The sequence below is a fragment of the Streptomyces sp. NPDC101160 genome (assembly GCF_044768205.1).
Lineage (GTDB): Bacteria > Actinomycetota > Actinomycetes > Streptomycetales > Streptomycetaceae > Streptomyces.
On the sequence record NZ_JBIWPJ010000001.1, the window covers coordinates 778,947 to 804,924 of the forward strand.

16 protein-coding genes and 1 pseudogene are annotated in these 25,978 nt (G+C 74.1%); 7 read left to right on the forward strand and 10 right to left on the reverse strand.

Features of this window, described 5'->3' with window-relative positions; translation table 11 throughout:
• Nucleotides 1-3 precede the first annotated feature (3 nt).
• The 4 genes from ACIRSU_RS03470 to ACIRSU_RS03485 are packed head-to-tail and all read right to left on the reverse strand — an operon-like array spanning nucleotide 4 to nucleotide 6,022.
• Nucleotides 4-1,296, reverse strand: coding sequence for a hypothetical protein (locus tag ACIRSU_RS03470; protein ID WP_403788738.1), 1,293 nt, complete (start codon nucleotides 1,294-1,296; stop codon nucleotides 4-6).
• Nucleotides 1,297-1,353: 57 nt separating this feature from the next.
• On the reverse strand, nucleotides 1,354-2,379 hold the full coding sequence (gene sbnB, locus ACIRSU_RS03475) for a 2,3-diaminopropionate biosynthesis protein SbnB (RefSeq protein WP_403788740.1): 1,026 nt from the start codon (nucleotides 2,377-2,379) through the stop codon (nucleotides 1,354-1,356).
• 29 nt (nucleotides 2,380-2,408) lie between these two features.
• The gene (sbnA, locus tag ACIRSU_RS03480) at nucleotides 2,409-3,398 is read right to left on the reverse strand and encodes a 2,3-diaminopropionate biosynthesis protein SbnA (RefSeq protein ID WP_403788742.1); all 990 of its coding nucleotides are present in this window, start codon (nucleotides 3,396-3,398) and stop codon (nucleotides 2,409-2,411) included.
• A gap of 47 nt (nucleotides 3,399-3,445) precedes the next feature.
• Nucleotides 3,446-6,022: a M20/M25/M40 family metallo-hydrolase gene (locus ACIRSU_RS03485; RefSeq protein ID WP_403788744.1), complete on the reverse strand. Its 2,577-nt coding sequence runs from the start codon at nucleotides 6,020-6,022 to the stop codon at nucleotides 3,446-3,448.
• A gap of 330 nt (nucleotides 6,023-6,352) precedes the next feature.
• On the opposite strand from ACIRSU_RS03485, the gene ACIRSU_RS03490 reads away from it, so the two are divergent.
• Together ACIRSU_RS03490 and ACIRSU_RS03495 are read left to right on the forward strand one after the other, a co-directional pair.
• A complete protein-coding gene (locus tag ACIRSU_RS03490) occupies nucleotides 6,353-10,471 on the forward strand; it encodes a type I polyketide synthase (protein ID WP_403788746.1) in 4,119 nt (1,372 codons plus the stop codon).
• 107 nt (nucleotides 10,472-10,578) lie between these two features.
• Nucleotides 10,579-11,214 (forward strand): TetR/AcrR family transcriptional regulator, encoded by a 636-nt coding sequence (locus tag ACIRSU_RS03495; RefSeq protein ID WP_403788748.1) that lies wholly within the window; start codon nucleotides 10,579-10,581, stop codon nucleotides 11,212-11,214.
• Between the two features lie 15 nt (nucleotides 11,215-11,229).
• Here the strand turns inward: ACIRSU_RS03495 and ACIRSU_RS03500 are convergent, their stop codons facing one another.
• A complete protein-coding gene (locus tag ACIRSU_RS03500) occupies nucleotides 11,230-12,579 on the reverse strand; it encodes a D-arabinono-1,4-lactone oxidase (protein WP_403788750.1) in 1,350 nt (449 codons plus the stop codon).
• A gap of 167 nt (nucleotides 12,580-12,746) precedes the next feature.
• Between ACIRSU_RS03500 and ACIRSU_RS03505 the strand changes: the two genes are divergently transcribed.
• The 5 genes and pseudogenes from ACIRSU_RS03505 to ACIRSU_RS03525 all read left to right on the forward strand — a co-directional run bounded on the left by ACIRSU_RS03505 (nucleotide 12,747) and on the right by ACIRSU_RS03525 (nucleotide 16,322).
• Entirely contained in the window at nucleotides 12,747-14,033 is a 1,287-nt protein-coding gene (locus ACIRSU_RS03505; RefSeq protein WP_403788752.1) for an amino acid deaminase/aldolase, read from the forward strand.
• Between the two features lie 188 nt (nucleotides 14,034-14,221).
• Nucleotides 14,222-14,521: pseudogene (locus tag ACIRSU_RS03510) on the forward strand (PhzF family phenazine biosynthesis isomerase); the annotation flags it as partial.
• A gap of 134 nt (nucleotides 14,522-14,655) precedes the next feature.
• Nucleotides 14,656-15,447: a crotonase/enoyl-CoA hydratase family protein gene (locus ACIRSU_RS03515; RefSeq protein ID WP_403788754.1), complete on the forward strand. Its 792-nt coding sequence runs from the start codon at nucleotides 14,656-14,658 to the stop codon at nucleotides 15,445-15,447.
• Between the two features lie 92 nt (nucleotides 15,448-15,539).
• On the forward strand, nucleotides 15,540-15,863 hold the full coding sequence (locus ACIRSU_RS03520; RefSeq protein ID WP_403788756.1) for a plasmid stabilization protein: 324 nt from the start codon (nucleotides 15,540-15,542) through the stop codon (nucleotides 15,861-15,863).
• Between the two features lie 6 nt (nucleotides 15,864-15,869).
• Entirely contained in the window at nucleotides 15,870-16,322 is a 453-nt protein-coding gene (locus ACIRSU_RS03525) for a CBS domain-containing protein (RefSeq protein WP_403788758.1), read from the forward strand.
• Nucleotides 16,323-16,626: 304 nt separating this feature from the next.
• On the opposite strand, the gene pucL is transcribed toward ACIRSU_RS03525, so the two are convergent.
• The 5 genes from pucL to ACIRSU_RS03550 form a co-directional block, all read right to left on the reverse strand.
• On the reverse strand, nucleotides 16,627-17,544 hold the full coding sequence (gene pucL / locus ACIRSU_RS03530) for a factor-independent urate hydroxylase (RefSeq protein WP_403788760.1): 918 nt from the start codon (nucleotides 17,542-17,544) through the stop codon (nucleotides 16,627-16,629).
• Between the two features lie 193 nt (nucleotides 17,545-17,737).
• Complete coding sequence (locus tag ACIRSU_RS03535) at nucleotides 17,738-19,153, reverse strand: amidase (protein WP_403788762.1); 1,416 nt, start codon at nucleotides 19,151-19,153, stop codon at nucleotides 17,738-17,740.
• 199 nt (nucleotides 19,154-19,352) lie between these two features.
• Entirely contained in the window at nucleotides 19,353-20,696 is a 1,344-nt protein-coding gene (locus ACIRSU_RS03540) for a M48 family metalloprotease (RefSeq protein ID WP_403788764.1), read from the reverse strand.
• Between the two features lie 71 nt (nucleotides 20,697-20,767).
• Entirely contained in the window at nucleotides 20,768-23,938 is a 3,171-nt protein-coding gene (locus ACIRSU_RS03545; protein WP_403788766.1) for a hypothetical protein, read from the reverse strand.
• A complete protein-coding gene (locus tag ACIRSU_RS03550) occupies nucleotides 23,939-25,819 on the reverse strand; it encodes an HSP90 family protein (RefSeq protein WP_403788768.1) in 1,881 nt (626 codons plus the stop codon).
• Between the last annotated feature and the right edge of the window lie 159 nt (nucleotides 25,820-25,978).

Here is a 25,978-nt window from a genome sequence, read left to right on the forward strand (position 1 = left end):
GGCTCAGCCCTCCTTCACGTCGAAGCGGCGCTTCGCGTGGTCGGTCCGGATGCCGTCGGCGGGCACGGCGACGACCTCGATCTCGCCGACCAGGCCGGAGTCGATCATCTGGGCGACGTCCGGCGCCGCCTCCCGCAACAGACGCCGTACGGCGCTGAGTTCGCGGTCGGTGACGCGGTCCGTGACGACCCGGATGCGCAGCCCGTCGTCGTTGGCGACCTCGAAGGGCCGGCGCGGGAACACCTCGGCCATGGCGGCGCAGACGTCGTGGTTGCTGATCCGCTCGCCGTGCTTGAAGTCGCCGCCGAGCCGGCCGTCGATGCGCTGGAAGGCGTGGACGGTGCGGCCGTCGAGAGTGATCTCCTGGAGTCCGGTGATCACGTCGCCGGTGACGTAGCGCAGGGCGGGGAAGTAGGCGCGGGTGAAGGAGGTGAGGAGCAGGGCGCCGCTGCCGCCGCCCGCGGCAGGGCTGCCCGCGTCGGCGTCCTTGTACAGCTCCTGGGGCGGCACGACCTCGGGGAGGATGTGGTCGTGGAAGTGGTAGAGGCCGGTGCGCGCGTCGTGGTGGGCGATGGCGCCGATCTCGATGCTGCCGAAGATGTCGAGCACCTCGCCGAAGCCGATGCCGAAGTGGCGGGCGACCTGCCGGCGCCAGTTCTCGGGGGCGAGGTCGCCGACGACGATGATCCGGCGGGGCGCGATGGCGAGTTCGGGCGAGCGCATGAGCCGGTCGAGGATCATCGGCATGGTGAAGAGCAGCTCGGGCTGCCATGCGTTGAGCTTCTCGACGTGCTGCTCGATGGGCAGCTGGAAGTCGATGTCGTGGGCGCGGAAGCCCATCTCCTCGAAGATGCGGCGGGCGGAGGCGGCGGCGTGCCCGGTGCCGAGGTCGGCGACGGCGGGCGAGCCGGCCGGGAGGTCGCCGGCGAACTCCTGGAAGAGCGCCTTGCGCTGGGCGGCGTAGGCGTCGTCGTCGGCGGGGCTGTAGAGGATCCGCTTGCGCAGCCCCGTGGCGGTGCCGGAGGTGAAGTAGGCGGAGGCGTCGGGGAGATGGGCGTGGTCGGCGGTGTAGTAGTGCTCGGTGAGCAGCTCGGGGCCGAGGATCGGCAGGTCGGCCAGGCGTCCGGAGCCGCGGACGCCCCGGGCGTCGAGCAGCCGGCCGTACCAGGGGAAGCGCTCGGCGTGGCGCGCGGCGAGGGCGGCGATGTCGGCGGAGCGGGCGGCGCCCCAGGCCCGGGCGGCGGAGCCGGAGGCGGCGGTGTCGGGTGCGGAGGGAGCGGCGGGAAGGGTGGTCACGACGGGTTCTCCTGGTCGGGGGTGGTGGGCGCGGGGGCGCGTCTCGGCGGCGTGTGGCTAGCCCCAGCGCTCGGTCTCGCCGAAGAAGTCCGGTACGGCGACGGCCAGTCCGCGCTCGACGGCGGCGCGGTAGACGCTCAGGCCGACCGCCAGGTCGAGGACGCCGAGGCCGAACGGGGAGAAGACGCGGGGCAGGCCGGTCGCGGGCTTGACCTCGCCGCGCAGCACCTGGGCGAGGGTGCCGTCGAGGAAGTCCCGGTGGCCGTATGCCTGTTCCGCGAGGTGCGGGGAGGTGTTGGCGGTCATGCAGTGGTCGATGTCGTCGAGGATGTTCTGGGACTCGGCGACGATCTCCGGGGCGAGGTCGCGCAGCGAGACGTGCAGGACGGTCTGTCCGGCGGTGAAGGTGCCGGGCCGGGTGACCCAGGGCTCGCCGGCCGTGGTGGCGAAGACGACGACGTCGGCGCCGTCGACGGCCCGCTCGAAGTCGTCCTCGCGCTCGGCCCGGTGACCGAGGCGCGTCACGTGCCGCTGGAGCGCGTCGGCGTAGCCGGCGACGCGGTCGTGGATGACGTACCGGTCGGCGGTCCAGCCCTGCGCGTCGAAGAACTCGACGATGTTGCGGGCGATGACACCGGCGCCGACGACGGTGATCTGTCGGGCGTCGCGGCCGCCGTGCAGCTCCTCGGCGCCGAGCACCGCGGAAGCGGCGGTGCGCGCGGCGCTGATCTGGGAGGCTTCGAGGCAGGCGAAGGGGTAGCCGGTCTCGTAGTCGTTGAGGAGCAGCGCGGCGGAGGCGCGGGGCACGTTGTGCCGGATGTTCTGCGGGAAGCTGGCGATCCACTTGAGGCCGGCGACGTCGTGCTCGCCGCCGAGGTAGGCGGGCAGGGCGATGATCCGGGCGTCCGGCTTGTCGGGGAAGCGCAGGAAGTAGCTGTTCGGGTTGACGGAGTCGCTGTCGTGGTGGGTGAGGTAGGCGGCGCGGACGGTCCGGACGATGTCGGCGCGGGAGTCGGCGATGAGGGAGCGGATGGCGGTGCCGCCGACGACCTGGAAGTCGAAGGGGCGGGTGGGGGACGTCATGTGATCCTCCGGCAGTCGAGGGAAGGGCGTCAGGCGGGTACGGGGCAGGTGTCGCCGCCGTGGATGCGGGAGAGCGTCTCGGGGCCGTAGGTCCGGGCCACCCACTCGTCGTCGTAGACGGTGTGGATGTAGCGGTCGGCGGTGTCGGGCGAGAGGGCCACGACACGGGAGCCGGGCGGGATCAGCGCGGCGGAGCGCTCCACCGCGGCGACCACGGATCCGGTGGAGCCGCCGACGGGCAGGCCCCGTTCGGCCGCGAGGCGGCGGCACATCCGGATGGCGTCCGCCTCGGGGACGAGCACGACCTCGTCGACGGCCTCCGGGCGGCACAGCTCGGGACGGCGGCTGGTGCCGAGGCCGGGGATGTGGCGGGGGCCCGGCGGGTGTCCGAAGGTGACGGATCCGGCCGTGTCGACGGCGACGATCTTGGTGGTGGGCGAGAAGGCCCGGAAGTGCCGGATGCAGCCCATCAGGGTGCCGGTGGTACCGGCGCCGACGAAGAGCTGGTCGACCCGGCCGATGTGGCGCAGGATCGAGGTCGCCGTGGAGCGGGCGTGCGCGTCCGGGTTGGACGGGTTGGCGTACTGGTTGAGCCAGATCAGCTTCGGGTCCGCGGCCAGTTCCCGCTGGATGCGGGCGATCCGGGTGCCGAGGAAGCCGCCGTTGGCGTCGCGCCGGTCGACCTGGATGACGTCGGCGCCGAGGGCCCGGATCAGCGCGAGGCTCTGCGGGGAGATGTTGGGGTCGGTGACGCAGGTGAAGCGGTAGCCCTTGCCGGCGGCGACGATGGCCAGGGCGATGCCGAGGCTGCCGGACGAGGACTCGATGATCCGGCCGCCGGCCCAGAGCAGGCCGCGCCGTTCGGCGTCCTCGATCATGCCCACGGCGGACTTCAGTTTGATGGAACCCGCCGGGTTCCATCCTTCGATCTTGAGGAAGGACTCGCTGCCGGGGACGAGTTCGTCGAGCCTGACGAATATGTCGTCGGTGATGATTTCATGCGCGTGCTGGAAGATCACGGGTTCCCCGTTCCACCGAAGGGCGGCGCCGGCGGGCCGGCGCCTCGTCAGTTGTGCGCGAAGCGGTCAAGGAACAGCGCTTCCGCGAGGGCTGTGGCGGCGATCTCGCCGGGGTTCACGCTCTCGTCGGGCGCGTGGATGCGGGCCTCGGGGTCCTCCACGCCGAACAGCAGGATCTCCGCGTCCGGGTGGAGCGCCTGCAGCGTGCTGCACAGCGCGATGGACCCGCCCGCCCCGATGACCAGCGGCTCGTGCCCGTACGCCACCGCCATCGCCGCGCTCATGGCGCGGTGCGCGGGGCCGTCGGTGCGGCCGCGGAAGGAGGCCCCGGTGGTGATCCGCCTGATGTCGAGCCGGGCACCGAAGGGCACGGCCCGCCGCAGGTGGTCGGCGAGCGCCTCGTGGGCGCGCGCCGGGTCGGTGCCGGGCGGCAGCCGCAGGCTGACCAGCGCGGTCGCGGTGGCCCGCAGCGCGGGTACGGCCTCCTCGGGTCCTGGCCCGTCGACGGCAAGCACCGTCGCCGCGGGCCGCGCCCACAGCCGCTGCGCCGCACTGCCGGTGCCCATCAGGCGCACGCCGTCGAGGACTCCGGCGTCGGCACGGAGGCGGTCCTCGGGGTAGACGGCGGCTTCGGCGTCGGTACTCAGCCGGGCCTCCGGGTAGCCAGCTGCTCCGGCGTCAGCGCGGAGCCGGACCTCCGGGGAGCCGGGAGCACTCGCGTCAGCTCGGAGCCGGTCCTCGGCGTAGCCGGCGACCTCGGCGTCGGTGCGGAGCCGGTCCTGCCGGTGGCCGGCGGGGCTCGGCGGTGCGGCGGGTGGCTCCAGGCCGGGGACGGCGCAGTCGCCGTGCTCGTCGTGCAGCGACGCGAGCACGCGCAGCAGCGCCGTCATCGCGTCCGGCACCGGGCCGCCGAACTGCCCCGAGTGCAGGTCCCCGCGCAGCGTCGACACGGTCACCTCCGCGACCGCCATCCCGCGTAGCGAGGTCGTCAGCGTCGGCACGCCCGCCTCGAAGTTCCCCGAGTCCGCGACGAGCACGGCATCGGGCGCGAGCAGCTCCGGCCGCTCGGCGAGCAGCCGTTCCAGGCTCCCCCGGCCCCGCTCCTCCGCGCCCTCCACGAGGACGGTGAGCGACACCGGGAGCGGGTCGCCCTCGGGCAGCGCCCGGCGCAGCGTGCGCACCGCGGCCAGATGCATCAGGACGTTGCCCTTGCAGTCCGCGGCGCCCCGCCCGTACCAGCGCCCGTCCCGCTCGGTCAGCGTGAACGGCGGCGTGGTCCAGCGGTCGTGGTCGCCCTCGGACACGACGTCATAGTGCCCGTACAGCACCACTTCCCGTGCCCCGGGCGGCCCGGGCAGCCGCCCGAGTACGGTCGCCGCGCCGTCGTCCGTCCGCAGCAGCTGCACGTCGAAGCCCTCGGCCCCGAACGCGTCGGCGACCCAGCGCGCGGCCCGCTCGCAGTCGGCGGGCGGCTCGGGCCCGTCCCCGGCGACGGAACGCAGCGCCACGAGCTCGGCGAGCTCTTCGCGGAGCCGCGGCATGAGGGCGTGTACGGCGTCGGCGCAGCGGGCGGGGTCGAGAGGGGTGGCGGTGGGAGCGGGGACAGTGGCCGCGGGGATGGCAGGGGCAGGGGCGGCAGAGGCAGAGGCGGGAGGGGCCGGGGCCGTGCGGGCGGGAGGGGGTAACTCCCCCTCGCTCACCGGCGTTTCCGCCCGCACCATCTCCAGGGCGATCCGCACCGCCTCCTCACCCGCCCGCCGCTGCGCCTGCGCCGTGCCCGCGCCCAGGTGCGGGGTCGGCAGGACGTTCGGCAGGCCGACGAGCGGCGATTCGCGGGGCGGTTCGACGGCGAAGACGTCGAGCGCGGCGGCGGCCACGCGGCCGTCCTTGAGGGCGCGGGTGAGGGCGTCCTCGTCGAGGATGCCGCCGCGGGAGGTGTTGACGAGGTGGAGGCCGGGCCTGACCAGGGCGAGTTCACGCTCGCCGAGCAGGCCCTCGGTCGCGGGGGTGCGCGGCAGATGCACCGTCAGGAGGTCGGCGCGAGCGAGGAGTTGACTCAGGCCGACCGGCTCGGCGCCCGCGCTCCGGCATTCGTCGTCGGAGACGTACGGGTCGTGGGCGAGCACCGTCATGTCGAAGGCGCCGAGGCGGCGCGCGACCTGGCGTCCGATGCGGCCGAGGCCGAGGACGCCCGCGGTGCGGCCGGCGAGCTCCGTGCCCTGGAAGGCGGCGCGGTCCCACTCGCCCTGGCGGACGTGCTGCGCGGCGTCGGGGATGCGGCGGGCGAGGGCGATCGCGAGGCCGACGGTCAGTTCGGCGACGCTGACGGCGTTGGCGCCGGGCGTGTTGGCGACGGCCACTCCGGCGTCGCGCGCGGCCTCGGTGTCGACGTTGTCGAGTCCGACTCCGGCGCGGACGACACCTATGAGCCGCGGCGCGCGGTCGAGGACCTCGCGGTCCACCCGCGTACCGCTGCGCACGATCAGCACGGCCGCGTCGCGGACGGCGGCGAGGAGTTCCTCGCGGTCTCGCCCGTCGGCCCTGCGGACGTCGCACGCGGCGCGCAGGAGGTCCAGCGTGTCGTCCGGCAGCGGGTCGCTCACCACCACCACTGGTCTGGGCATGACGGCATCTCCTCATCAAGGGCGGGACACCCCGAGGTGTGGGGGCGCCGCCCCGCCGGGGTGCGCCGGTGCGGGTCACGCCCCGGCGTTCATGAGCTGCGATGCAACCATAGACCGAAGGCCATCACTGTACGCAAGTCCACTTTTACGGGGTCCCTACGCTGCAACAAAAGTTCAGCCAGCCTCTCGGGCATAACGGCCGAATACCGTCCCCCCGAAACCGACAAATCAGAACCGATCGGCCTTGTGCAAAACCGAAGAATAAGTTTGGCTCGGCATGCATGTTTGAACTCGTGTGTGAACCCGACTTACCGAAAGGGGTCCGTGGTGGTGAGCCAGAACGAGACCAGCGGGGTGCCCTCCGTCGCCGTCGTCGGCATGGGGTGCAGGTTCCCTGGCGCTCGGGGGGTGGACGCGTACTGGGCACTGCTTGAGGAAAACCGCGATGCGATCACCGCGATCCCGGAGGACCGGTTCGACGTGTCGCCGCACTACGGCGGTGAGCCCGGCACTCCGGGCCGCACCGTGTCCCGGCACGGCGGCTTCATCGACGACGTGTACGCCTTCGACGCGCCGTTCTTCCGTCTCTCGCCCCGCGAGGCCCGCACGATGGATCCGCAGCAGCGGCTGCTGCTCCACGTGGTGTGGGAGGCCCTGGAACAGGCGGGGATCCGGCCCTCGTCGCTCGCGGGCAGCCGCGGCGGCGTCTTCGTCGGCCAGGCCACGGCCGAGTACGCCGAGGCGACGGGCGACGCGGCCGTCGCCGACGTCCGCGCGATGGCGGGCGGCCGGCTCCGGGCGGTCACGGCCGGCCGGCTGAGCTACGCCCTCGATCTGCGCGGACCGAGCGTCGTCCTCGACACGGCCTGCTCCTCCTCCCTGGTCGCGGTGCACTCGGCGCGGCAGAGCCTGCTCACCGGCGAGAGCGACCTCGCCGTCGCCGCCGGCGTCAACGTGCTGCTCTCCCCCACCGATTCCATCGCCTACTCCCAGGGCCACATGCTCGCCCCGGACGGCCGCTGCAAGTTCGGCAGCGCGGACGCCGACGGCTTCGTGCGCAGCGAGGGCGTCGCCGCCGTGATCCTCAAGCGGCTGCCCGACGCGCTGCGGGACGGCGACCCGGTGCTCGCGGTGCTCCACGGCAGCGCCGTGACCAACGACGGCCAGGGCAGCGGTCTGCTGCTCCAGCCGGCCGTCACCGGGCAGGTCGCGATGTTGCGGGAGGCCTGCCGCGCCGCCGGCATCGAGCCCTCCCGCCTGGACTACGTGGAGGCGCACGGCACCGGCACGGTCGTCGGCGACGCCGTCGAACTGCGCGCGCTGGCCGAGTTCTACGGCTCCGCGGGTCCCGTCGACCGTCCCCTTCTGGTCGGCTCGGTGAAGAGCAACATCGGCCACACGGAGGCGGCCGCCGGTCTCGCGGGCCTCGTCAAGGCCGTTCTGGCGGTCCGCCACCGCCGGGTGCCGGCCTCGCTGCACACCGACAACCCCAACGAGCTGCTGCGGGACGGGGACCTGCCGGTCCGGGTCGTCACCGAGAACACCCCGCTGGAGACGGGCGGCCGCCCGGCCGTGGTCGGCGTCAGCTCCTTCGGCATCTCCGGCACCAACGCCCATGTGGTGATCGGCGAGTACGTCCCCGACACCGCCTCCGCGACGAGCCCGGCCACCTCTGCCACCCCGGCCATACCGGCCGTCCCTGGCACCGACGACCCGACGGCCGGCGCGTCCGCGCCGCACCTTCTCGTCCTGTCCGCCCGCTCGGAGCGCTCCCTGCGCGGGCTCGCCGCCCGCTACGCCGCCCATCTGGAGCCGGGCGGAGCGGGCCGCACCACGCCGCTGCGGGACATCTGCCGCACCGCCGCCCTCCACCGGGACCCGCACCCCTACCGTCTGTGGGCCGTCGGCACGACCCACGAAGAACTCGCCGCGGTCCTGCGCACCCTGGCCGACGGCGGCGAGTCGCCCCACGGCGGCACCGCCGAGGCGGCCTTCGGCGCGGACCGCGAGCCGGTCTTCGTCTTCCCGGGCCAGGGTTCGCAGTGGGCCGGCATGGCCCGCGACCTGCTGCGCTCCTCGGCCGCGTTCAGGTCGGCGATGGAAGCCTGCGACGCCGCCGTACAGCAGGAGTCCGGCTGGTCCGTACGGGAGTTGCTGACCCGGGACGACGACGTCTTCCCCGACACCGTCGACCGGGTGCAGCCCGCGCTGTGGGCCGTGCAGGTCTCCCTGGCGGCGCACTGGCGGGCCATGGGCGTGGAACCCGCGCTCTGCCTCGGGCACAGCATGGGCGAGGCCGCCGCCGCGTACGTGTCGGGTGCGCTGTCCCTGCGCGACTCCGCCGCCGTGATCTGCCGCCGCAGCGCCCTGATGCAGCGGCTCGCCGGGCGCGGGGCGATGCTCTCCGTGGAACTGCCCGCGGCCGAGGCGGGCGAGCTCGCGGCCGCGTACGGCGACGGCGTGTGCGTCGCGGCCGAGAACGGGCCGTCGGCCACGGTCCTCGCGGGCGACACCGACACCCTGGAGCGGATCGCGCGACGCCTCGACGAACAGGGCACGTTCTGCCGGATCGTGCGCGTCAACGTCGCCTCGCACTCGCCGCTCATGGACGAGATAGCCGACGACCTGCGCGCCGCCCTGCGCGAGCTGCGCCCCCTGGCCCCGCACACCCCGATGTTCTCCACGACCCGCTGCGTGCCGGTCGAGGGTGGTGACCTCGACGCCGCGTACTGGCAGGAGAACCTGCGCCGGCCGGTCCGCTTCCGGGAGGCGGTGGAGACCGCGGCGAAGGCCGGGAACCGCGTCTTCATCGAGGTCAGCCCGCACCCGGTGCTCGTCCACGCCGTGCGGGACATCGAGGCGGCCGGCGGCCTGGCCGGCACGGGAGTGCCGACGCTGCTCAAGGAGCAGGACGGCACGTCGGCGGCGGTACGGGCGCTGGGACGGGCCTTCGCCCTCGGCGTCCCCGTCGCCTGGCACCGCTTCCACGGCGCCGCCGCCACCGGCGCCGACAGAGACTTCGCCGACAACGGCGTCACGGACAACGGCGTCACGGGTCACGGCGTCACCGGTCACGGCGTCCCGGACACAGGTGCCGTGGCACGCCGGGTGCCGCTGCCGCTCTACGTCTGGGACGAGGAGCGGTACGCCCCCGAGCCGGCCGCGCCGAGCGCGCCACCCGTGTCCGTCGCGTCCGACGCATCCCCCGCGTCCCCCGCGTCCCCCGCGTCCGACGGTCCGGCCGCGTCGCCCGGCTCGTACGGCCGGGACATCGCCCTGCGCCGGCTCGGCCTCGCCGACCTCGGCGAGGGTCTCGCGGTCCGCGGGCTGCGTCCCGTACCGCCGCCGGCGTACTTCGGCGCGGTCACCGCGCTCGCCCAGGACGTGCTGCCCGACGGCGAGTTCACACTGGAGGAGATACGGTTCGGCCCCGAACTCCCGCAGTGGCCCGAGGCCCTGGACACCGTGGCCCGGGTCCGGCTGACGGCCGAGGAGACGCCCGGCCTGCACCGCTTCGCCGTAGGGCCGGCGGCCGAGCCCGGCGCGCGGCCCTGGGCGACCGGCCTGCTCCGGACCGCCCCGGCGGGTCAGGGCGCCGCGACCGACGGGCAGCGCGCGCTGGATCTGGCGCTGACCCGCTGCACGGAGTACGTGCCGGGCGTCGAGTTCTACCGGCGTGCCGAGGCCCGCGGCTATCTCCTCGACGAGCGGCTGCGCACCGCGGACCGGGTCTGGCGCCGCGACGGCGAGGCCGTGGCACGGCTCGCCGTGCCCGCCGCAGGCGGACCGGCGGCCCTGGAGGCGGGGCTGCTTCCGGTCGTCGCAGCCTGGCCGCACTCGGGCGCGCCGGACGCGGCGACCTGCGTCTATCTCACCGAGTCCGTGGAGCGGGTGCGGCTGACGGGCCCTCTGGAGGGGGACGCCTACTGGTCGGTGGTGCGGTTCACCACGGCACCGGGCACGGGTGACGCCCCGTCCGGCGGCCGGGCGGACATCCTGCTCGTCGCCGAGGACGGGCGGGTCGCCGCCGAGTTCACCGGCGTGGGCATGCGCAGACTCGCGGGCACGGAGTCGGCCGTTGCCGGGCCCGCCCACGCACCGGCCCCCGAGGTCAGCGACGGGCCCGCACCCGAGGTCGCCCACGAGCCCGCCTCCGACACCGTCCGCGCGCCGGCCGGCACGGCGCCGGCCGTCACCGTGCCGGCCACATCGGTCCTGGACCACGCCGCCTATGTGCTCGGCACCCCGGCGAACCGGATCGACCTCCGGCTGAGCCTGCGCGAACTGGGGCTCGACTCCTTGATGGCCATGCAATTGAGGGGCAGGCTGCGGGACAGCCACGGGAAGGAGGTCGCGGTGCAGCGGCTGCTCGGCAAGGAGAGCATCGGCGACCTGGTCACCGCTCTGAGTACAGGCTCGGCCGGCACAGGCTCGGTAAGCACACGGTAAGCATTACCCCAAGGCATCGAACCGAGATGCCGAACCATAGATGTACTCTAGTATAAAGATGGGGTCGAGATACGGACAGCAAGTGAAGCGAGAGCGAGGCCCGCGCCGTGCCCATCCACACCCCTCCCACGGAAGCGGAGCGCCCCCTCGGGCGCCGCGAGCGCAGCAAGCAGCGCGTGAAGCAGGCGATCTACGGATCCGCTCTCGCGCTCTTCGCCGAGCAGGGGTACGACGGGACGACGATCGACCAGATCGCGGAACGCGCGGACGTGGCGCGCGGCACGTTCTTCAACTACTTCCAGCGCAAGGAAGACCTCGTCACCGCGTGGGCCGAGAGACGAGGTGACCGGCTGAACGCGATCATGGAGGAGTCGCTCCACGCGACCGACGACGTCACCGTCCACCTGGAACGATGTATGGCCACCCTGGCGCAGCTCAACGAGGAGGAGCGGGACATCACCCCGGTCATGCTGACGGCCTGGGTGAAGGCGGGCCGCCCGCTCGACGAGGACCCGTACACGGCCTCGATCTTCACCACCATCATCGAGCTGGGCAAGCGCCAGGGCCGGGTCGCTCCGGACATCGACTCCGAGCAGGTCGGCCACATCCTGCGGGACTGCTACCTCGGCGCGCTCTACCGCTGGTCGCCGCAGGACGAGGGCAAGCCGCCGCTGCACGTGGAACTCCGCGCGATCCTCCGCGTCGTCCTGACCGGCGTCCTCGGATACCGCGAGCCCCGCTGACCTCCGGGCCCGCGGCTACCGCGAGCCCTGATGACCGCCGGACCTCCGCGACGCCGCCCCGGGGGCCGCGCCGAGGACCCGGTCGAGATACGGGTTGCCGAACACACCGGTCGGGTCGAGCCGGTCGCGCAGCGCGACGAAGTCGTCGAACCGGTCGTAGCGGGGACGCAGCAGGCCGGCGTCGAGGTCGTGCATCTTGCCCCAGTGCGGGCGCCCGCCGAAGCCGGCGAGAATGTCCTGGCAGGCGGTGAAGTACCGCTGGTAGGGCATGCGGTGGTACTGGTGGAAGGCGATGTAGCAGCTGTCGCGGCCGTTCGCGGTGGACAGCCAGATGTCGTCGCCGGCGCTGAAGCGGACCTCCAGCGGGAACGACACGCGCTCGTCGTGCTCGTCGATCCAGCGCTTGATCGCACGCAGCGCGTCGACGGCGTGCTCGCGCGGGATGGCGAACTCGCCCTCGTGGAAGCGCACTTCCCGCGGACTCGGGAACACCTTGTACGAGTGGTCGGTCCACTCCCGTGAGGACATCAGGCGGGCCGCGAGCCGGGCGCTCGGCCGGACGAGGCCGGGGAAGCGGGTGCCGACGCGGTTGAGCGCCTCGAAGCCCACGTTGGTCAGGGTCTCGTCGAAGCGGCGGGCGAACTCCCCGATCGGCCGGAGCGGGGTGTCGCCGGGCAGCCGCCGGAAGCGCCGGGTGAGCGCGGTGGTGCTGTGCGGGAACCAGAAGAACTCGAAGTGGTCGTTGGCGTCGGCGAGTTCCTGCGCCCGCTCCAGGGTCTCGGCGACGGGCATGGCGGTGTCGTGGGCGTGGATCGCGAACAGCGGCACGGTCTGGAGGGTGACCCGGGTGATGACGCCGAGGGCGCCGAGGCCGACCCGGGCCGCCGCGAAGAGCTCCGGCCGCTCGGTGGGCGAGCAGCTGACCACCGAGCCGTCGGCGAGGACCAGCTCCAGGGCGCGGATCTGGGTCGCGATGCCGCCGAGCCGGGCGCCGGTGCCGTGGGTGCCGGTGGAGACGGCGCCCGTGACGGTCTGCCGGTCGATGTCTCCCATGTTCTCCAGGGCCAGGCCGTGCGCGGCGAGCAGCGGGTTGAGCTTCCACAGCGGCATACCCGCCTCGACGGTGACCAGGCCCGTCTCCGCGTCGAGCGAGGTCACCCCGTCGAAGCAGTCCAGTCGCAGCTGGACGTCCGGCGCGACGGCGGCGCCGGTGAAGGAGTGCCCGGAGCCGATGGCTTTGACCCGCAGCCCGTCCCGTACGGCGTCCTTGACGGCGGTGGCGACGTCCTCGGTGCTCGTGGGGTGGAGCACTCGGCTCGGCCTGGCCTCCTCGTTGCCCGCCCAGTTGCGCCACACGCTGTTCATGCCAGGGGTCCTCTCGGTCGTCCGCGGGCCGGCGCCGTCCCGGCGGCGCCCTGCGGGAAGACTGAACTTGGACAACTGTTCAAGTCAAGGGTCCGAAAGCCTTGACTTGTACGCTTGACCTAGAGACCGTGGCCGCCAGCAACCGGTCCACGGAAAGGCCCTACGCCATGGGAAGCGCCCCGCCGGACGACGACACCCGGACCGCCGAGCACCGCCCCGCCACCCGCCCCCTCGCGCCCGCCGGCTTCGCCGAGCTCGAGCGGGCGACGGCCGGTCTCCAGCCGCCGTTCGCGGTGGTCGACCTGGCGGCCCTGCGGGCCAACGCCGCCCACATGGTCCGGCGGGCCGGCGGCAAGCCGATCCGGCTGGCGAGCAAGTCGCTGCGCTGCCGCGCGCTGATCGAGGATGTGCTGCGGATGCCGGGCTTCTCGGGGATTCTGGCGTTCACGCTGCCGGAGGCGCTGTGGCTGGCGGCGGAGGAGAAGGGCGCCGACGGCGTCGAGGGCGAGCCGGCCGGTGACATCCTGGTCGGCTATCCGACGGCCGACGTGCCGGCCCTGCGCCGCCTCGCCTCGGACGAGCGGGCCGCCGCCCGGATCGTCCTGATGGTGGACTCCGTCGCCCATCTCGACCTCGTCACCGAGGCCGTCGGCCCGTCCGGCCCGCGGGTGCGCGTCTGCCTGGACCTCGACGCCTCCCTCCGCCTCCTCGGCGGCCGGCTCCACCTCGGCATGCGCCGCTCGCCGCTGCACGCGCCCGAGCAGGCCGCCGAGCTGGCCCGCGCCGTGCTGGCGCGGCCACGCCTGAAGCTGGTCGGCGTCATGTCGTACGAGGGGCAGATCGCCGGCATGGGTGACAACCAGCCCGGCGCGGCCCCGGCCAGGGCGGCGGTGCGGCTGATGCAGCGCATCTCGGCCAACGAGCTGCGGGCCCGGCGCGCGGCCGCGATCCGCGCGGTGCGGGCCGTGGCGCCACTGGAGTTCGTCAACGGCGGCGGCACGGGCAGTCTGGAGTCGACCTCCGCCGAGGCCGCCGTCACCGAGCTCGGCGCCGGCTCCGGCATCTACGCGCCCGTCCTCTTCGACCACTACCGCGGCTTCCGCCCGCTGCCCGCCGCCTACTTCGCCCTCTCCGTCGTCCGCCGCCCGGCGCCCGGCCACGTCACCGTGCTCGGCGGCGGCTGGACCGCCTCCGGCGCGCCCGGCCCGTCCCGGCTGCCCGTCCCGGTCCACCCTGCCGGACTGCGCCTGCTCGGCACCGAGGGCGCCGGCGAGGTCCAGACCCCGCTGGCCGGCCCCGCCGCGGACGACCTGCGACTCGGCGACCGGGTCTGGTTCCGGCACGCCAAGGCGGGCGAACTGTGCGAGCGGGTGGACGAGTTGCACCTGGTCGAGGGCGACCGGATCGTGGACGTCGTGCCGACGTACCGCGGGGAGGGCCACGCCTTCCTGTGACCCGGGTCCGCGCCACCGGCCGGTGAGCGGCGACGCGGCCCCGTGGCTCGATCCGTCGAGCACCAGGGCTGTCTTTCACCTGGGCCTGAGCACCTGCGACGACCAGCGCTTTGTCTCGTACGGGCAAGCAACTCCCTTGTCCGGCAAGATCTTTGACGCGCTCCTGACGAGGCGGCTACGTTCGGTTCATGGACATGCTGCGTCACGTGGCCTTCAGCACCGATCCGCTCGGCGGGAACCCGGCGGGTGTGGTGCTGGACGCCGCGGGCATCGACGAGGCGACCATGGCCGCCACCGCGGCGGAGGTCGGCTACTCGGAGACGGCGTTCGCCGTGCCGCGCCCCGACGGGGCGCACGACGTCCGCTACTTCAGCCCTCAGACCGAGGTGCCCTTCTGCGGCCACGCCACCATCGCCACCGCCGTCGCGCACGCCCAGCGGCACGGCGTCGGCGATCTGCTGCTGCACACTCAGGCGGGACCGGTCCCCGCTGTACGCACCTGACGGATCACTCCTGGCTCCCCCGCCGGACACGGGCATCGACCCCACCGGGCCGGTCCCGGCGGGACGGTGTCGGCGGTTGTCCGGACGGAGACGGCCGGATTCTGCTAGGAATGCCGCCCATGACCGCCGATGCCTCCGCCGCCCCCGCCGTCCGTGTCGAGCGCGACGGGCCGGTGACGACCGTGATCCTCTCGCGGCCCGCCGCCCGCAACGCCGTGGACGGGCCGACGGCCGGCCGACTGGCCGACGCCTTCCGGGCCTTCGAGGCGGACGAGGAGGCCTCGGTCGCGGTGCTGTGGGGCGAGGGCGGCACCTTCTGCGCGGGCGCCGACCTCAAGGCCATCGGCACCGAACGCGGCAACCGGGTGGCGCCCGACGGCGACGGCCCCATGGGCCCGACCCGGATGCGGCTGACCAAGCCGGTCATCGCGGCCGTGGCCGGGCACGCCGTGGCGGGCGGTCTGGAGCTGGCGCTCTGGTGCGACCTGCGCGTGGTCGAGGAGGACGCGGTCCTCGGCGTGTTCTGCCGCCGCTGGGGCGTCCCGCTGATCGACGGCGGCACCGTCCGCCTGCCCCGCCTCATCGGCGAGAGCCGCGCCATGGACCTCGTCCTCACCGGCCGCCCGGTCCCGGCCTCGGAGGCGTACGCGATCGGGCTCGCCAACCGCCTCGTCCCGCCGGGCCAGTCCCGCGCCGCCGCCGAACGGCTCGCCCACGAGATCGCCGCCTTCCCTCAGCTCTGCCTCCGCCACGACCGCCTCTCCGTCCTCGGTCAGCACGGCCTCCCCGAGGCCGAGGCCCTCGCCGCCGAGCTCCGGCACGGCATGGTCCCCCTCACCGCGGGCGAGACCCTGAAGGGCGCCGGCCGCTTCGCCTCGGGCGCGGGCCGCCACGGCGCCTTCGACGACTAGGGCCTCCTGGCTCGGTGCGGCATGCATGAAGGCGCACGGAGGGGGAAGCGGCCGATCGTAGGCCCGGTGGGCCGTGCGAGAGGAGGAACGTCATGCCCAGGGGTTCGAGCCCGAAGCGTGAGCGGCAGTACGAGCACATCAAGGACAGCGCCCTCGACCGGGGCGAGAGCGAGAAGCGCGCCGAGGAGATCGCGGCACGCACGGTGAACAAGGAACGCGCGCGGGCCGGCGAGTCCAAGACCGCGAGCCGGACCTCGCTGGACGACATGTCGTCGTCACGGCGCGGCGGGCAGCGCTCGCACAGCGGCTCGCAGGGGCCGACGTACGACCAGCTGTACGCGGAGGCGCAGAAGAAGGACGTCCACGGACGCTCCTCGATGAACAAGGCGGAGCTCAAGCGCGCGCTGGGGAAGTAGGCCGTGATGAAGCAGGACAGGCAGAAGCTGCAGGGCATGGAGGACATGCACATCAACGACATCATGAGCACGCGGCCGGTGACGGTGGGGCCGCACACCTCGCTCGCCGAGGCGGCGCGGATGATGCGGGACGCGGACATCGGTGACGTCCTGGTCGTCGACGACGGCAAGCTGTGCGGCATCGTCACCGACCGCGACATCGTCGTACGGGCGCTGGCCGAGGGCATGGACCCGGGCGACACGACCGTGCACGCGATCTGCAGCTCCGACATGGTCACGGTCCCGCCGGACGACACCCTGGAGCACGCCACGTCGCTGATGCGCGAGCACGCGCTGCGCCGGCTTCCGGTCACCGACGACGGACAGCTGATCGGCATGGTGACGCTGGGCGACCTCGCCATGGAGCGGGATCCGCGTTCCGCGCTCGCGGACATCTCCTCCAATGCGGCCAACACCTGAGGTCACGGAGCGATCATGGGCCACCCCCCGAACGACCCCGTGCCGCCGAGCCCCACTCCGGCGCCCGGACCCGGCCCGGCACCGCAGCCGGGGCCGCTGCCAGGGCCCGTGCCGGGGCCCGGCGGTCCCGATCCGGTACCGCCGGCGCCACCGCGCCCCGGCCCCGACCCGCAGCCCCCACCCGCGCCACGCCCGGAGCCGCACCCCCAGCCGGGCCCGGTCCCCGGCCCCGTACCGGCCCCGGAACCGGTGACGCGCCTACCGCGGCAGGCAGATACCGCGGTAGGCGGATAGCTGAGATGCCTCAGGCGGTGATCCAGTCGCTGGTGGCGATGACCGGCTGGACGCCGTCGCGGTGGATGGTGCCCTCGATCAGGCCGTACATCCGGTCGGCCGCGTAGTACACCTCGTTGTCGTTCTTCAGCCCGAAGGGCTCCAGGTCGACGAGGAAGTGGTGCTTGTTCGGCAGGTTGAGCCGGACCTCGTTGACGTTGGCGCAGTGGTCGAGGACGCGCTCGGCCACGGCGTTGAGGGTCTGCTGCAGCGAGTAGCTGTACGTCTCCGCGAACGCCTCCAGCATGTGCCGCTTGACCTGCTTGTACGAGCGGTCCCAGTCGAAGTCCTCGGCGGTGGCCCGCGCGGAGTGCGCCCAGCGGGACGTGACCTTGGTGGCGAGGATGCGGTCGTACGCCTCCTGCAGGGTCGTGTACTTGTCCTTGATGTAGCCGTGGAACTCGGAGTTCGTCGAGTTCATGACGGTGAGGTCCTTCAGGCCGGAGATCACCTGGAGCCGGCCGGTGTGGCCGTTGTAGGTGACCTGCGCGGTACGGACCTCCTGGCCCCGGCGCACGAAGGAGTGCTGCTCGGCGCGGGTGGGGACCGGGATGCGGTCCCAGGCGAACTCCTCGACGCGGATCTGCGCCTCGTGGATCACCGGCTGCGACTGCACGAAGTGCTTGGCGAGCAGGATCGCGAAGGCCTCGGGCGAGTCGACGCCGTGCTCCTTGGCGAAGGCGTAGATGGTGTTCTTGGTGGTGTCGGTCGGCAGGCAGTTGCCGTTGTCACCGGTGTGGTGGACCTCGCGGAACTCGCCGCGCAGCGCGACGGAGACGTTGAGGTCGCGGATCTCGTGCCAGTTGCCGTCGTTGCCCTGCCGGGTGATCTTGACGATACGGTTCTCGGCCTTGCCGTACTGGTTCTGGGCCAGGACGTGCTTGCTCATGATGCGGCTCCTGCGGGTACGTGGATACGTCGATCCCGTACGCCCGGCGTCCGGCGCCGCGTCCCCGCGGCACCCCCCGCCGTCCGGCCCTCGCGCCCCGGGGCCGCCCCGGGACTGACGAGCATCCCGGTCCGTAGGTGTTCGAGACGGATTTGAGCACAGGGTGAGCCGCCCGGACAAGACTTTCCCGGGCTCACCTGTCCTGGATGCGCCGGAAGGGCCGGTCCGCCTCCAGCTCGAACGCGAGCTCGAGCAGCATCCGTTCGCTGCCGGGACGGCCGGAGAAGAGGACGCCGACGGGCAGTCCGTCGTCCGTCGCGCGCGCCGCCGGGAGGGAGAGCGAGGGCGTGCCGACGACGTTGTTGACGGGGGTGAAGGCGACGTACGCGAGGATCCGTTCGATCAGCGTCGGGTACGGCACGGTCGGGGCGAGGTGGCCGATCGGCGGCGTGGTGTGGGCGAGCACCGGGGACAGGATCAGGTCGAGGCCGCGGAAGGCGGCCGCGTACGCCTCCTGGGTGCGCTTGAGGCGGCGCAGCACGCCCGGGGTGCGGCGCCAGTTCTCCAGGTAGGCGGCGCGCAGGCCGCGGCTGAGGCCGTCCATGCGGTGGCGGTCGAAGTCGGGGCCGTAGCCGCGGCCGGTGACGCCGATCAGGAAGGACAGCAGGCCCCAGTAGACGAGGAAGTCCTCGGTGAAGCGGGGGTCGAGCGCGATCTCGACGGGCTCGACGGTGTGGCCGAGGCGTTCGAGGGTGGTGGCGGTCTCGGTGACGGCGGCGCGGGTGGTGGTGTCGGAGTGGACGCCGTTGGGCGAGTCGAGGAGGAGGCCGATGCGCAGCCGCCGCTCGGCGGGGCCTTCGACGAGTCCGACGGGCGGCAGTTCGAGGTTGCGCCGGTAGCGTTCGGCGGCGGCGAGGAAGGTCGCGGTGTCCCGGACGGAGCGGCTGACGACGCCGTCGGAGACGATGTCGAGCGGGAGCCGGCGGCTCTCGGCGTTGGCGACGACCCGGCCGCGGGTGGGCTTGAGTCCGACGAGTCCGCACGCGGCGGCGGGGATGCGGATGGAGCCGCCGCCGTCGTTGGCGTGCGCGAGCGGGACGGCGCCGGCGGCCACCAGGGCCGCGCTGCCGCCGGAGGAGCCGCCCGCGGAGTGGCCGGTGTGCCAGGGGTTGCGGACGGGTTCACCGTGCTCGTACTCGGTACTGGGGCTGAAGCCGAACTCGGGCAGCCGGGTCTTGCCGAGGACGGTCACGCCGGTGCTGAGGAACTGCCGGACGAACGGGGCGTGCCGGGTCGCGGGCCGCGAGGTGAAGGCGGCGCTGCCGTGACCGGTGGGCAGGCCCAGGTGGTCGGTGTTGTCCTTGACGAAGGTCGGTACCCCGGCGAGCAGCCCGGTCCCACCGGTGGCGGGCCGCGGCGCGTCGACGTACGTCTGGACGGCGTGCAGCCGCGCCTCGACGTCCCGGACCCGCTCGGCCGCGGCCTTCGCGGCCTCCTCGGCGCCGACCTCACCGCGCCGGATCGCGGCGGCGAGGCCGACGGCGTCGTGCTCGCCGAGGGCGTCGTCCCGGTAGGCGTGCACCGTGTTCTCTTCGTGGATGGTGGTCACCGCTGCATCGCCCCCGGCCGTGTGGATGGTTCGGTTGGTCGGCCGCCATCATTCCGTACCGGCAGGTAACACGCGAGGATTTCCCGCTCACCGGATACGCGCGCCTCGGGCCACAGCGGTCACGGGCCGGCTGCGCGACGCCGCTCTCGCCGACGACGAACCGCCCGCCGGCAGCCGCGCCGAGGTGCCTACCCCGCGCCTACCCCGCGCCCACCACCGCGCGCGCCACGGTCCGGGCCGCCTCGGCCAGTTCGGCGTCAACGGCCGCGGCCCGGGCCTGGTCGAGGACGACGCGGGCGGTGTGCGGGGGCCCGGCGGCGAGGAGGCGGCGGCGCAGATGCGTGGGCGGATGGGTGGAATCGACGCTGTGGGCCCGCAGTTCGGCGACGCGGCGCAGGCGTGCGTACTCGTGGTCGGGGACGCTCGCGACCTCCGCCGCGAGCCGGTCCCACAGCCCGGCGGCCGGGTCCTCGCGCCGCGCCGCGCCTCCGATACGGGTGCGGGCGGCGACCGCCTCCCGCTGGAGCACGGTCACGGTGGCGCCGCTGACGAGCACCCGGTCCATCAGACCGACGGCCGCGTCCGCGCCCGCGGCCCGGGCCGCGGTGGCGTCGGCGAGGTACTCGGCCCGCTGGGAGGCGCGCAGGGTCGTCTGGTCGAGCAGGAGGAGCAGCCCGTGCACGGTCAAGCGGGGGACGAGGGTCAGCAGGTTGGCGAGGTGCTCGACCAGGGCCGTGGTGGGTTCCGGCGCGAGCATGTACCGCCAGGTCGAGAGCGTCCGCAACGCGCTGCCGACCAGGAGCAGCCGCCGGGTGTCACCGTGGGCGTAGTGGCCGAACTCGTGGCCCAGCAGCGCGATCCGCTCCTGCCGGTCGAGCACGGTCCACAGGCTCAGACCCAGCGTCAGCACCCGGCGCCGGCGCAGGCCGTACGCCGTGACACCGGCGTTCGGCTCCGCGCTGACGACGACGGCGTCGACGCCCCGGGTCCCGACCGCCGCGGCGACCTCGTCGAGCAGGGCGAAGAGCTGCGGTGCGTCGGCCCGTTCGAGCAGCAGCACGTCGTCGGACTTCCGCAGCCTGGCCAAGCTGCCGAGCCGGGGCCGCAGGACGACGGCCAGGCCGAGCAGCAGCGCCCCGATCACGGGCTGGAAGCCCTCGCCCCAACGGGCGACGAGCAGCCACAGGCCGCACCCCACCAGGGCCGCGGTGAGCCCGTGCACGGCCACCGCGAGGAGCGCGGCGAGCGCGCCCGCCGCACCGCCGGGGGCCGACCCGCCCTGTTCCTCCCGTCCGTCCCGCCCGTCCTGCTCCTGCGCGAGTACGGCGAAGAGCTGCTCGCCGTGACGCCGGGCCAACTCCCTCCGCACCCGCTCGACCGGACCCTCGTCCTCCTCGGCCGCCGTGTCGCGCGCGGGATCCACGTTCCAGCCGCAGCCGGCGCACCACACCACGAACCGCCGGTCGACCGGCACCCGCGCCCCGCACTCCGGGCAGTCCTGCTCCGAGATCCGCTCCGCGATCTGCTCCGAGATCTGGCCCACGACCCGTGCAGTGTCCTGTGCCGGGCCCTGCTCCGCTCTTCGCTCACCGGCTACCGGCGAGTCCGTCTCCGTCATTCCCCGTCCTCGCTGTCTCGTCGGCGCCGCTGGCGCGCCAGGTACTCCTGCCGCAGTGCGTCCAGGATGTCCGCCGCCTCGTCCAGTTGGGCCGCGCGGCAGCGGGCTGTCGCCGCCGTGAGGCGGACGACGGCGTCGGCCGGGCGGTCGAGGCCGTTGGCCTCGATGAGGGCGGCGATGCGGACGGACTCGGCGCGCGGGGCCTCGCCCCGTTCGCCGCCCTGTTCGTGGGCGGCTATGGCCGCCTCCGCCTCGGCGAGGGCCTCGGGGAGGCGCTGGGCGTCGGCGAGGACGCGGGCACGGCGGTAGTGGTTCAGGCCCTTCTCGTACCAGTGCGGCAGCGCGTCGGGGTCCTCGGCGGCGGCCAGGAGCGCGTCGGCGCGGGTGAGGTGCTCCAGGGCCGTGTCGAGGGCGTCGGTGCCCTGGAACAGCAGGGTGAGGCGGGCGAACTCGCGCGTCATGTTGAGGACCGGCGACGGGTCGGGGGCCTCGGCGTGGGACGCGAGGGCGCGCTCGTACGCCGCGGCGGCCGCCTCGTGGCGCTCGGCCACCGCGAGGGCGACGGCGGCCTCGGCGGCGACCAGGGTGTGGACCTCACGGTCCTCCTCCCAGCCGGCGACCGTGTCGGCGAGGCGCAGGAACTCCTCGGCCGCCGGCAGGAACTCCTCCAGCTCCCGCAGCCCGCGCGCCAGCGTGAGGCGGGCCTGGGCGATGAGGCGCTCGTCCCGGGCGGAGACCGCCTCGTCGGAGAGGACGGACTCCAGGACGGCGACGGCGTCGGCCTGCCGGCCGGAGCGCGCGAGCACGTCGGCGAGCTGGAGCCGGGTCTCGACGGCCTCGTCGGGCCCGCCCGACTGGTCGAAGCGGGCGGCGGCCTCCGAGAGGTGGCGCACCGCGCCGGCGCTGTCGCCGAGGTGCGAGGTGGCGTGGCCGAGCAGGACGTACGTCGGCGCGAACGGGAAGTCCGTGTCGTCGTGGCGGACGGCGTCGGCGATCGCCCGGTGCAGCAGCTCCGCCGCCTCGCCCGGCTCGCCCCGGCCGAGGAGGAGCTGGGCGAGCAGACAGCGCGGCCGCGAGCCGCGCCAGGGCCGCCCGGCGGCGTCGACGTCCTTCAGGGCGGCGCGCAGCTCCGACTCGGCGAGCGCGAAGTCGCCGCGCCGTCCGGCCAGGTCCGCCACGTACTGCCGGGCGTTGGCCACCTGATGCGGCGCGGAGAGCCGCTCGGCCTCGGCCCGCAGGACGCCGACGGACTCCTCGAACCGCGCCTGGGCCGCCGGCTCCGGCTCGCGGCCCTGCCGCAGGACCTCCCGGTACGCGAGGTAGGCGAGCGAGTTCAGCACCATCAGGTAGCGCAACGCGCGCTCCCGGCCCACGTCTTCTGCGGACGCGGTCCCACCGGCGGTCTCCCCGGCCACCGGCGCCTCGCCCGTGAACGGGACCTCGGTCCTGAGGCGCTCGGCCTCCTGCCGCAGTTCCTCGGCGGCGCCGCCGCCCAACGCCGAAGCCGCGACGTCACCGGCGCCGTCGCTGACGCCGACCAGCGCCGAAGCCCCGCCGTCACCAGCCAGGGCCGAAGTCCCGCCGTGACCGGCCCCGGCCCCGTCGCGAACACCGGCCAAGTCCGCGGCCTCGTCGGCACCGGCCCCGGCTTCCGCCGCGTCGCCCTGCTCGTCCTGCTCGTCCTGCTCGTCCTGGGGCCCCGTCCCCCACGCGAGGGCGCGGGCCCGTGCGGAGAGTGCGTGCCAGGGCATGCCGAGGCCCCTGAACAGCTCGGCCGCCTTCTCCAGTTCGGCGACGAAATCGGCCCTGTTCTCCGCCGTGCCGTGCTGGGTCGCGCGGTGCTCGGCGAGCTCGGCCAGGAGCAGCCCCTCGGGGCCGAGGCGGTCGTCGTGGGCCACGGAGCCGTCGGCGAGGCGCTCGTCGATCAGGGTCCACAGCCGCTCGTCCGCGGGGCGGCCCTCGGCGGCCAGCCGACGGGCCTCTCGGACGAGCTCGACGAAGTCCACGGGCGGCTCGGTGACGGCGGCCGGGGCCGCCGCGGGGGCGCTGGTCACGGCGGGGACGGAGGTGCGCAGGCCGAGCGGCAGCGGCTCGTCGAGCAGCGGGCGCCGGGCGAGCCGGGCGCGGCGCGCGTCGCCGACGGCCGGCGTCCCGTTGCGCGCGTCGAAGGCGGCGGCGAGGCCGTCCGCCTCGGCGCGGACGTGGGCGAGCAGTTCGCCGGCCGTCCAGTTGCGGCCGGGCGGCCCGGCGACGACGGTGTCGGCGTGGCCGTCCTCGGCGAGCCGGGCGAGCAGCACCTCGACGCCGGTGAGGAACTCCAGGCGGTCCAGCGGGGCGCCGGTCGCCTCGAACAGCGGGCGGTTCTCGGCGAGGATCTCCAGGCCGCGCCCCTCGTTGCGGGAGAGAGCGCAGAACTCCAGGTGCAGGCCGACCTCCTCCTGCATGCCGGTGTTGCCGCGCACCCGCCGGTAGCCGGTGAGGTGGTGCGAGCGGGCCTCGTCGGCGCGGCCGGTGCGCAGCAGCGGCAGCAGGGCGCGCGCCTGGCTCAGCTGCGGTTCCTCGCTGCAGCTCTGGGCGCCGTCGAGAACCGGCCGCCAGCTTTCGAGGGCGGCCGTGTCGTCGCCGGAGGTCAGCTGGTGCCAGGCGAGGTGCCGCGTCTCGCACGCCTCGCAGTCGCTGAGGTCGGTGCGCGGCCGGGTGGCCCACAGGTCGTACGCGTCGGCGAGTCCGGTGCCGGTGTGGGCGGCGACGTGGAAGCGCATCGCGGCCACCGGCTGCATGCCGTGCCCGGCGTCCGCGTACCGCTCGCGCATCCGGTCGATCCAGCCGTGGAGCGTGGCCAGGGGTACCTCGGGCACCTGGAGCAGTGAGGTCGTCACCCACTTGAAGCGCCAGAAGACCTGGTGGGCCTCGTACTGGTTGAAGGACTCGGGCGCGCTGTCCCAGAGCTTGAGCAGCCGGGCGAAGACGACGGGCGACTTGCGGTGTTCGCCGGTGAACTCGTACGCCGTCATCAACTCCATGAGGGCGGTGACGAGCATGCCGGGCTCGTCGAGCGGCTCGGCGGCCTCGACGAGCTCCTCCGCGGTGACGGTGCGGTTCAGGCCGTGCGGGCGGTCGTGGTTCTCGCGGAGCGCCTCGAGGACGGCCTCGGGGGTGTCCAGCATCTACAGTTCCTTCTGGGACTCGGGTCCGGGCTCGGCCTGGCCGGGGTTGTGCATGGCGTGGGTGAGCAGGCCGATGAAGGCCCGGTTCAGCAGGGCGCTCTCGCTCGCCCTCAGCGGGCGGCGGCTGAGCAGCAGGGCCTGCCCGTAGAGCGCCTCGGCGGTGGTGACGGCCAGGCCGCGCTCGGTGATCGTGATCGCCTGCCGGACCAGCGGGTTCAGGTGGTTGAGGACGAGCTGGGCGCGCGGGGTCTCGTGGCGCAGCGAGCCGAGGATGTCGGCCCACAGGCCGTCGCTGTCTGCGGCGAGGCTCGACCGGGTGCGCTCGTGGCGCGCGTCGCGGTTGTCGAGGAGCAGCGCGGGCGCGGTGACGGGCTGGAAGTCGCGCAGCACGACGTCGCAGTCGTGGACGCCGACGGTCTCGCGGGCGACGGCGAGGAAGGCCGCGGCGCGCAGTTCGGCGGTCGGGTCGACGGCGTCGAGGTGGGCGGTGACGGTGGCCGGGTCGAGGTCGGTGACGGCCGTGCCGGGGCGGATCTCGGGCAGCCGGTGCACGAGGTCGCGGTCGTAGGTGTAGCCGCCGTTGACGACGCCGAGTCCGGCGGCCGAGGCGATCGGGGCGACCTGCCGGAACTCCTCGACGCTGCGGGTGACAAGCAGCGTCGGGTGGGCGCGGGCGAACTCCTCCAGGGTGACGTTGCCGTCGGTGGTCTCGAACGGCAGCCACGGCAGCACGATCCGCAGCAGCTCGTCGTCGTAGCGGGCGAGCGCCTTGACGGCGAGGTGGTGGGTGTCGATGAAGCGGTGCAGCAGGGCCGGGTCGCTGGCGGCGAGACCGGTGAGCCAGTCGCGGATCCGGTCGCCGAGCGCGTCGCGTACGGCGGACAGGGCGCCGTCCTCGTACAGCGACTCGCGGGATGCGGTGGGCCGCAGGCTGGTGGTGTCGACGACGCAGCGGACGAAGAACGCCCAGTCCGGGAGGAGTTCGGGCGCCTGGTCGGTGAGCAGCATGCCCTTGAGGTGGACCCGGTGGCCGGCCCGCTGGGCGGGGCTGACGGCGGTGGGCAGCACGTAGGCGACGCCGCGCAGCCCGGCGGCCGGGAGGTCGAGCTCGATGGTGTCGAGCGGGGTGAAGTCGAAGTGGGTGCGGCAGTAGTCGGTGAGCGCCTCCTTGCGGGCCAGCGGCGAGCGCTGGGTCCGCTCCCACGGGGGCGTCTCGTTGATCCGGTGGGTCTCGCCGCGCGGGCCGACGACGGTGACCTCGTGGCGGAGCAGTCCGCCGTAGTGCCGGGCGAGCGCGACGACCTGGTCGGGAGTGGTCCACTCGGCGTTGTCGGCGCGTGGGGTGAGCCGCACGGTGGTGCCGGGCTCGGGCACGGCGGAGGCCGGCAGGGTGCGCAGGGTGTAGCGGCCGTCGGAGTGGCCGCGCCATTCGACGGCGGGCGCCGCCGGGTCGGCGGCGGAGCGGCTGAGCACGGTGATCTCGTCGGCGACGACGAAGCAGGCGAGCAGGCCGATGCCGAACTGGCCGATGAACTCGCCGCGGGCCGCGTCGAGTCCGGCGCCGTCGAAGGCGCCGTCGGCGGTCCGCTTGGAGCTGCGGCCGATGGTCGCGAGGAAGCGGTGCACGTCGGCCTCGGTGAGACCGACGCCGGTGTCCGTGACCGTGAGGGTGTCACCGGTGCGCACGGTGATGGTGCCGGGCGCGCCGGGGGCGAGCGCCTGGCGGGCGGTGATGGCGTCGACGGCGTTCTGCAGCAGCTCGCGGAGGTAGACGCGCGGGCTGGAGTAGAGGTGGTGGGAGAGCAGGTCGACGAGGCCGCGCAGGTCGACCTGGAAGGTGTGAGCGGTGTGGGCGGTCTCTGTCGTCTCTGAGTGGGACACCTGTCGAAGTCTTTCGGTGGGCCCGCCGACGCGGTGCGCGCGGCGGGCGGGACGGAACGGGTGGTGGTGGGTGGGCCCGCGACGGTACGGGGCGGGGCGTGCCGGGCGGCGGGTTGGCTCCGCGCATCGAAGCCGGCTCTCACTCTCGCCCTGAGCCCT

Excerpts from the sequence above, each read along its gene's own strand:
- ACIRSU_RS03520 (WP_403788756.1), top strand. The coding sequence starts at position 15,540 with ATGCCCAGGGGTTCGAGCCCGAAGCGTGAGCGGCAGTACGAGCACATC.
- ACIRSU_RS03485 (WP_403788744.1), bottom strand. The coding sequence starts at position 6,022 with ATGCCCAGACCAGTGGTGGTGGTGAGCGACCCGCTGCCGGACGACACG.
- ACIRSU_RS03500 (WP_403788750.1), bottom strand. The coding sequence starts at position 12,579 with ATGAACAGCGTGTGGCGCAACTGGGCGGGCAACGAGGAGGCCAGGCCG.
- ACIRSU_RS03545 (WP_403788766.1), bottom strand. The coding sequence starts at position 23,938 with ATGCTGGACACCCCCGAGGCCGTCCTCGAGGCGCTCCGCGAGAACCAC.
- ACIRSU_RS03505 (WP_403788752.1), top strand. The coding sequence starts at position 12,747 with ATGGGAAGCGCCCCGCCGGACGACGACACCCGGACCGCCGAGCACCGC.
- pucL (WP_403788760.1), bottom strand. The coding sequence starts at position 17,544 with ATGAGCAAGCACGTCCTGGCCCAGAACCAGTACGGCAAGGCCGAGAAC.
- ACIRSU_RS03515 (WP_403788754.1), top strand. The coding sequence starts at position 14,656 with ATGACCGCCGATGCCTCCGCCGCCCCCGCCGTCCGTGTCGAGCGCGAC.
- sbnB (WP_403788740.1), bottom strand. The coding sequence starts at position 2,379 with ATGACGTCCCCCACCCGCCCCTTCGACTTCCAGGTCGTCGGCGGCACC.
- ACIRSU_RS03525 (WP_403788758.1), top strand. The coding sequence starts at position 15,870 with ATGAAGCAGGACAGGCAGAAGCTGCAGGGCATGGAGGACATGCACATC.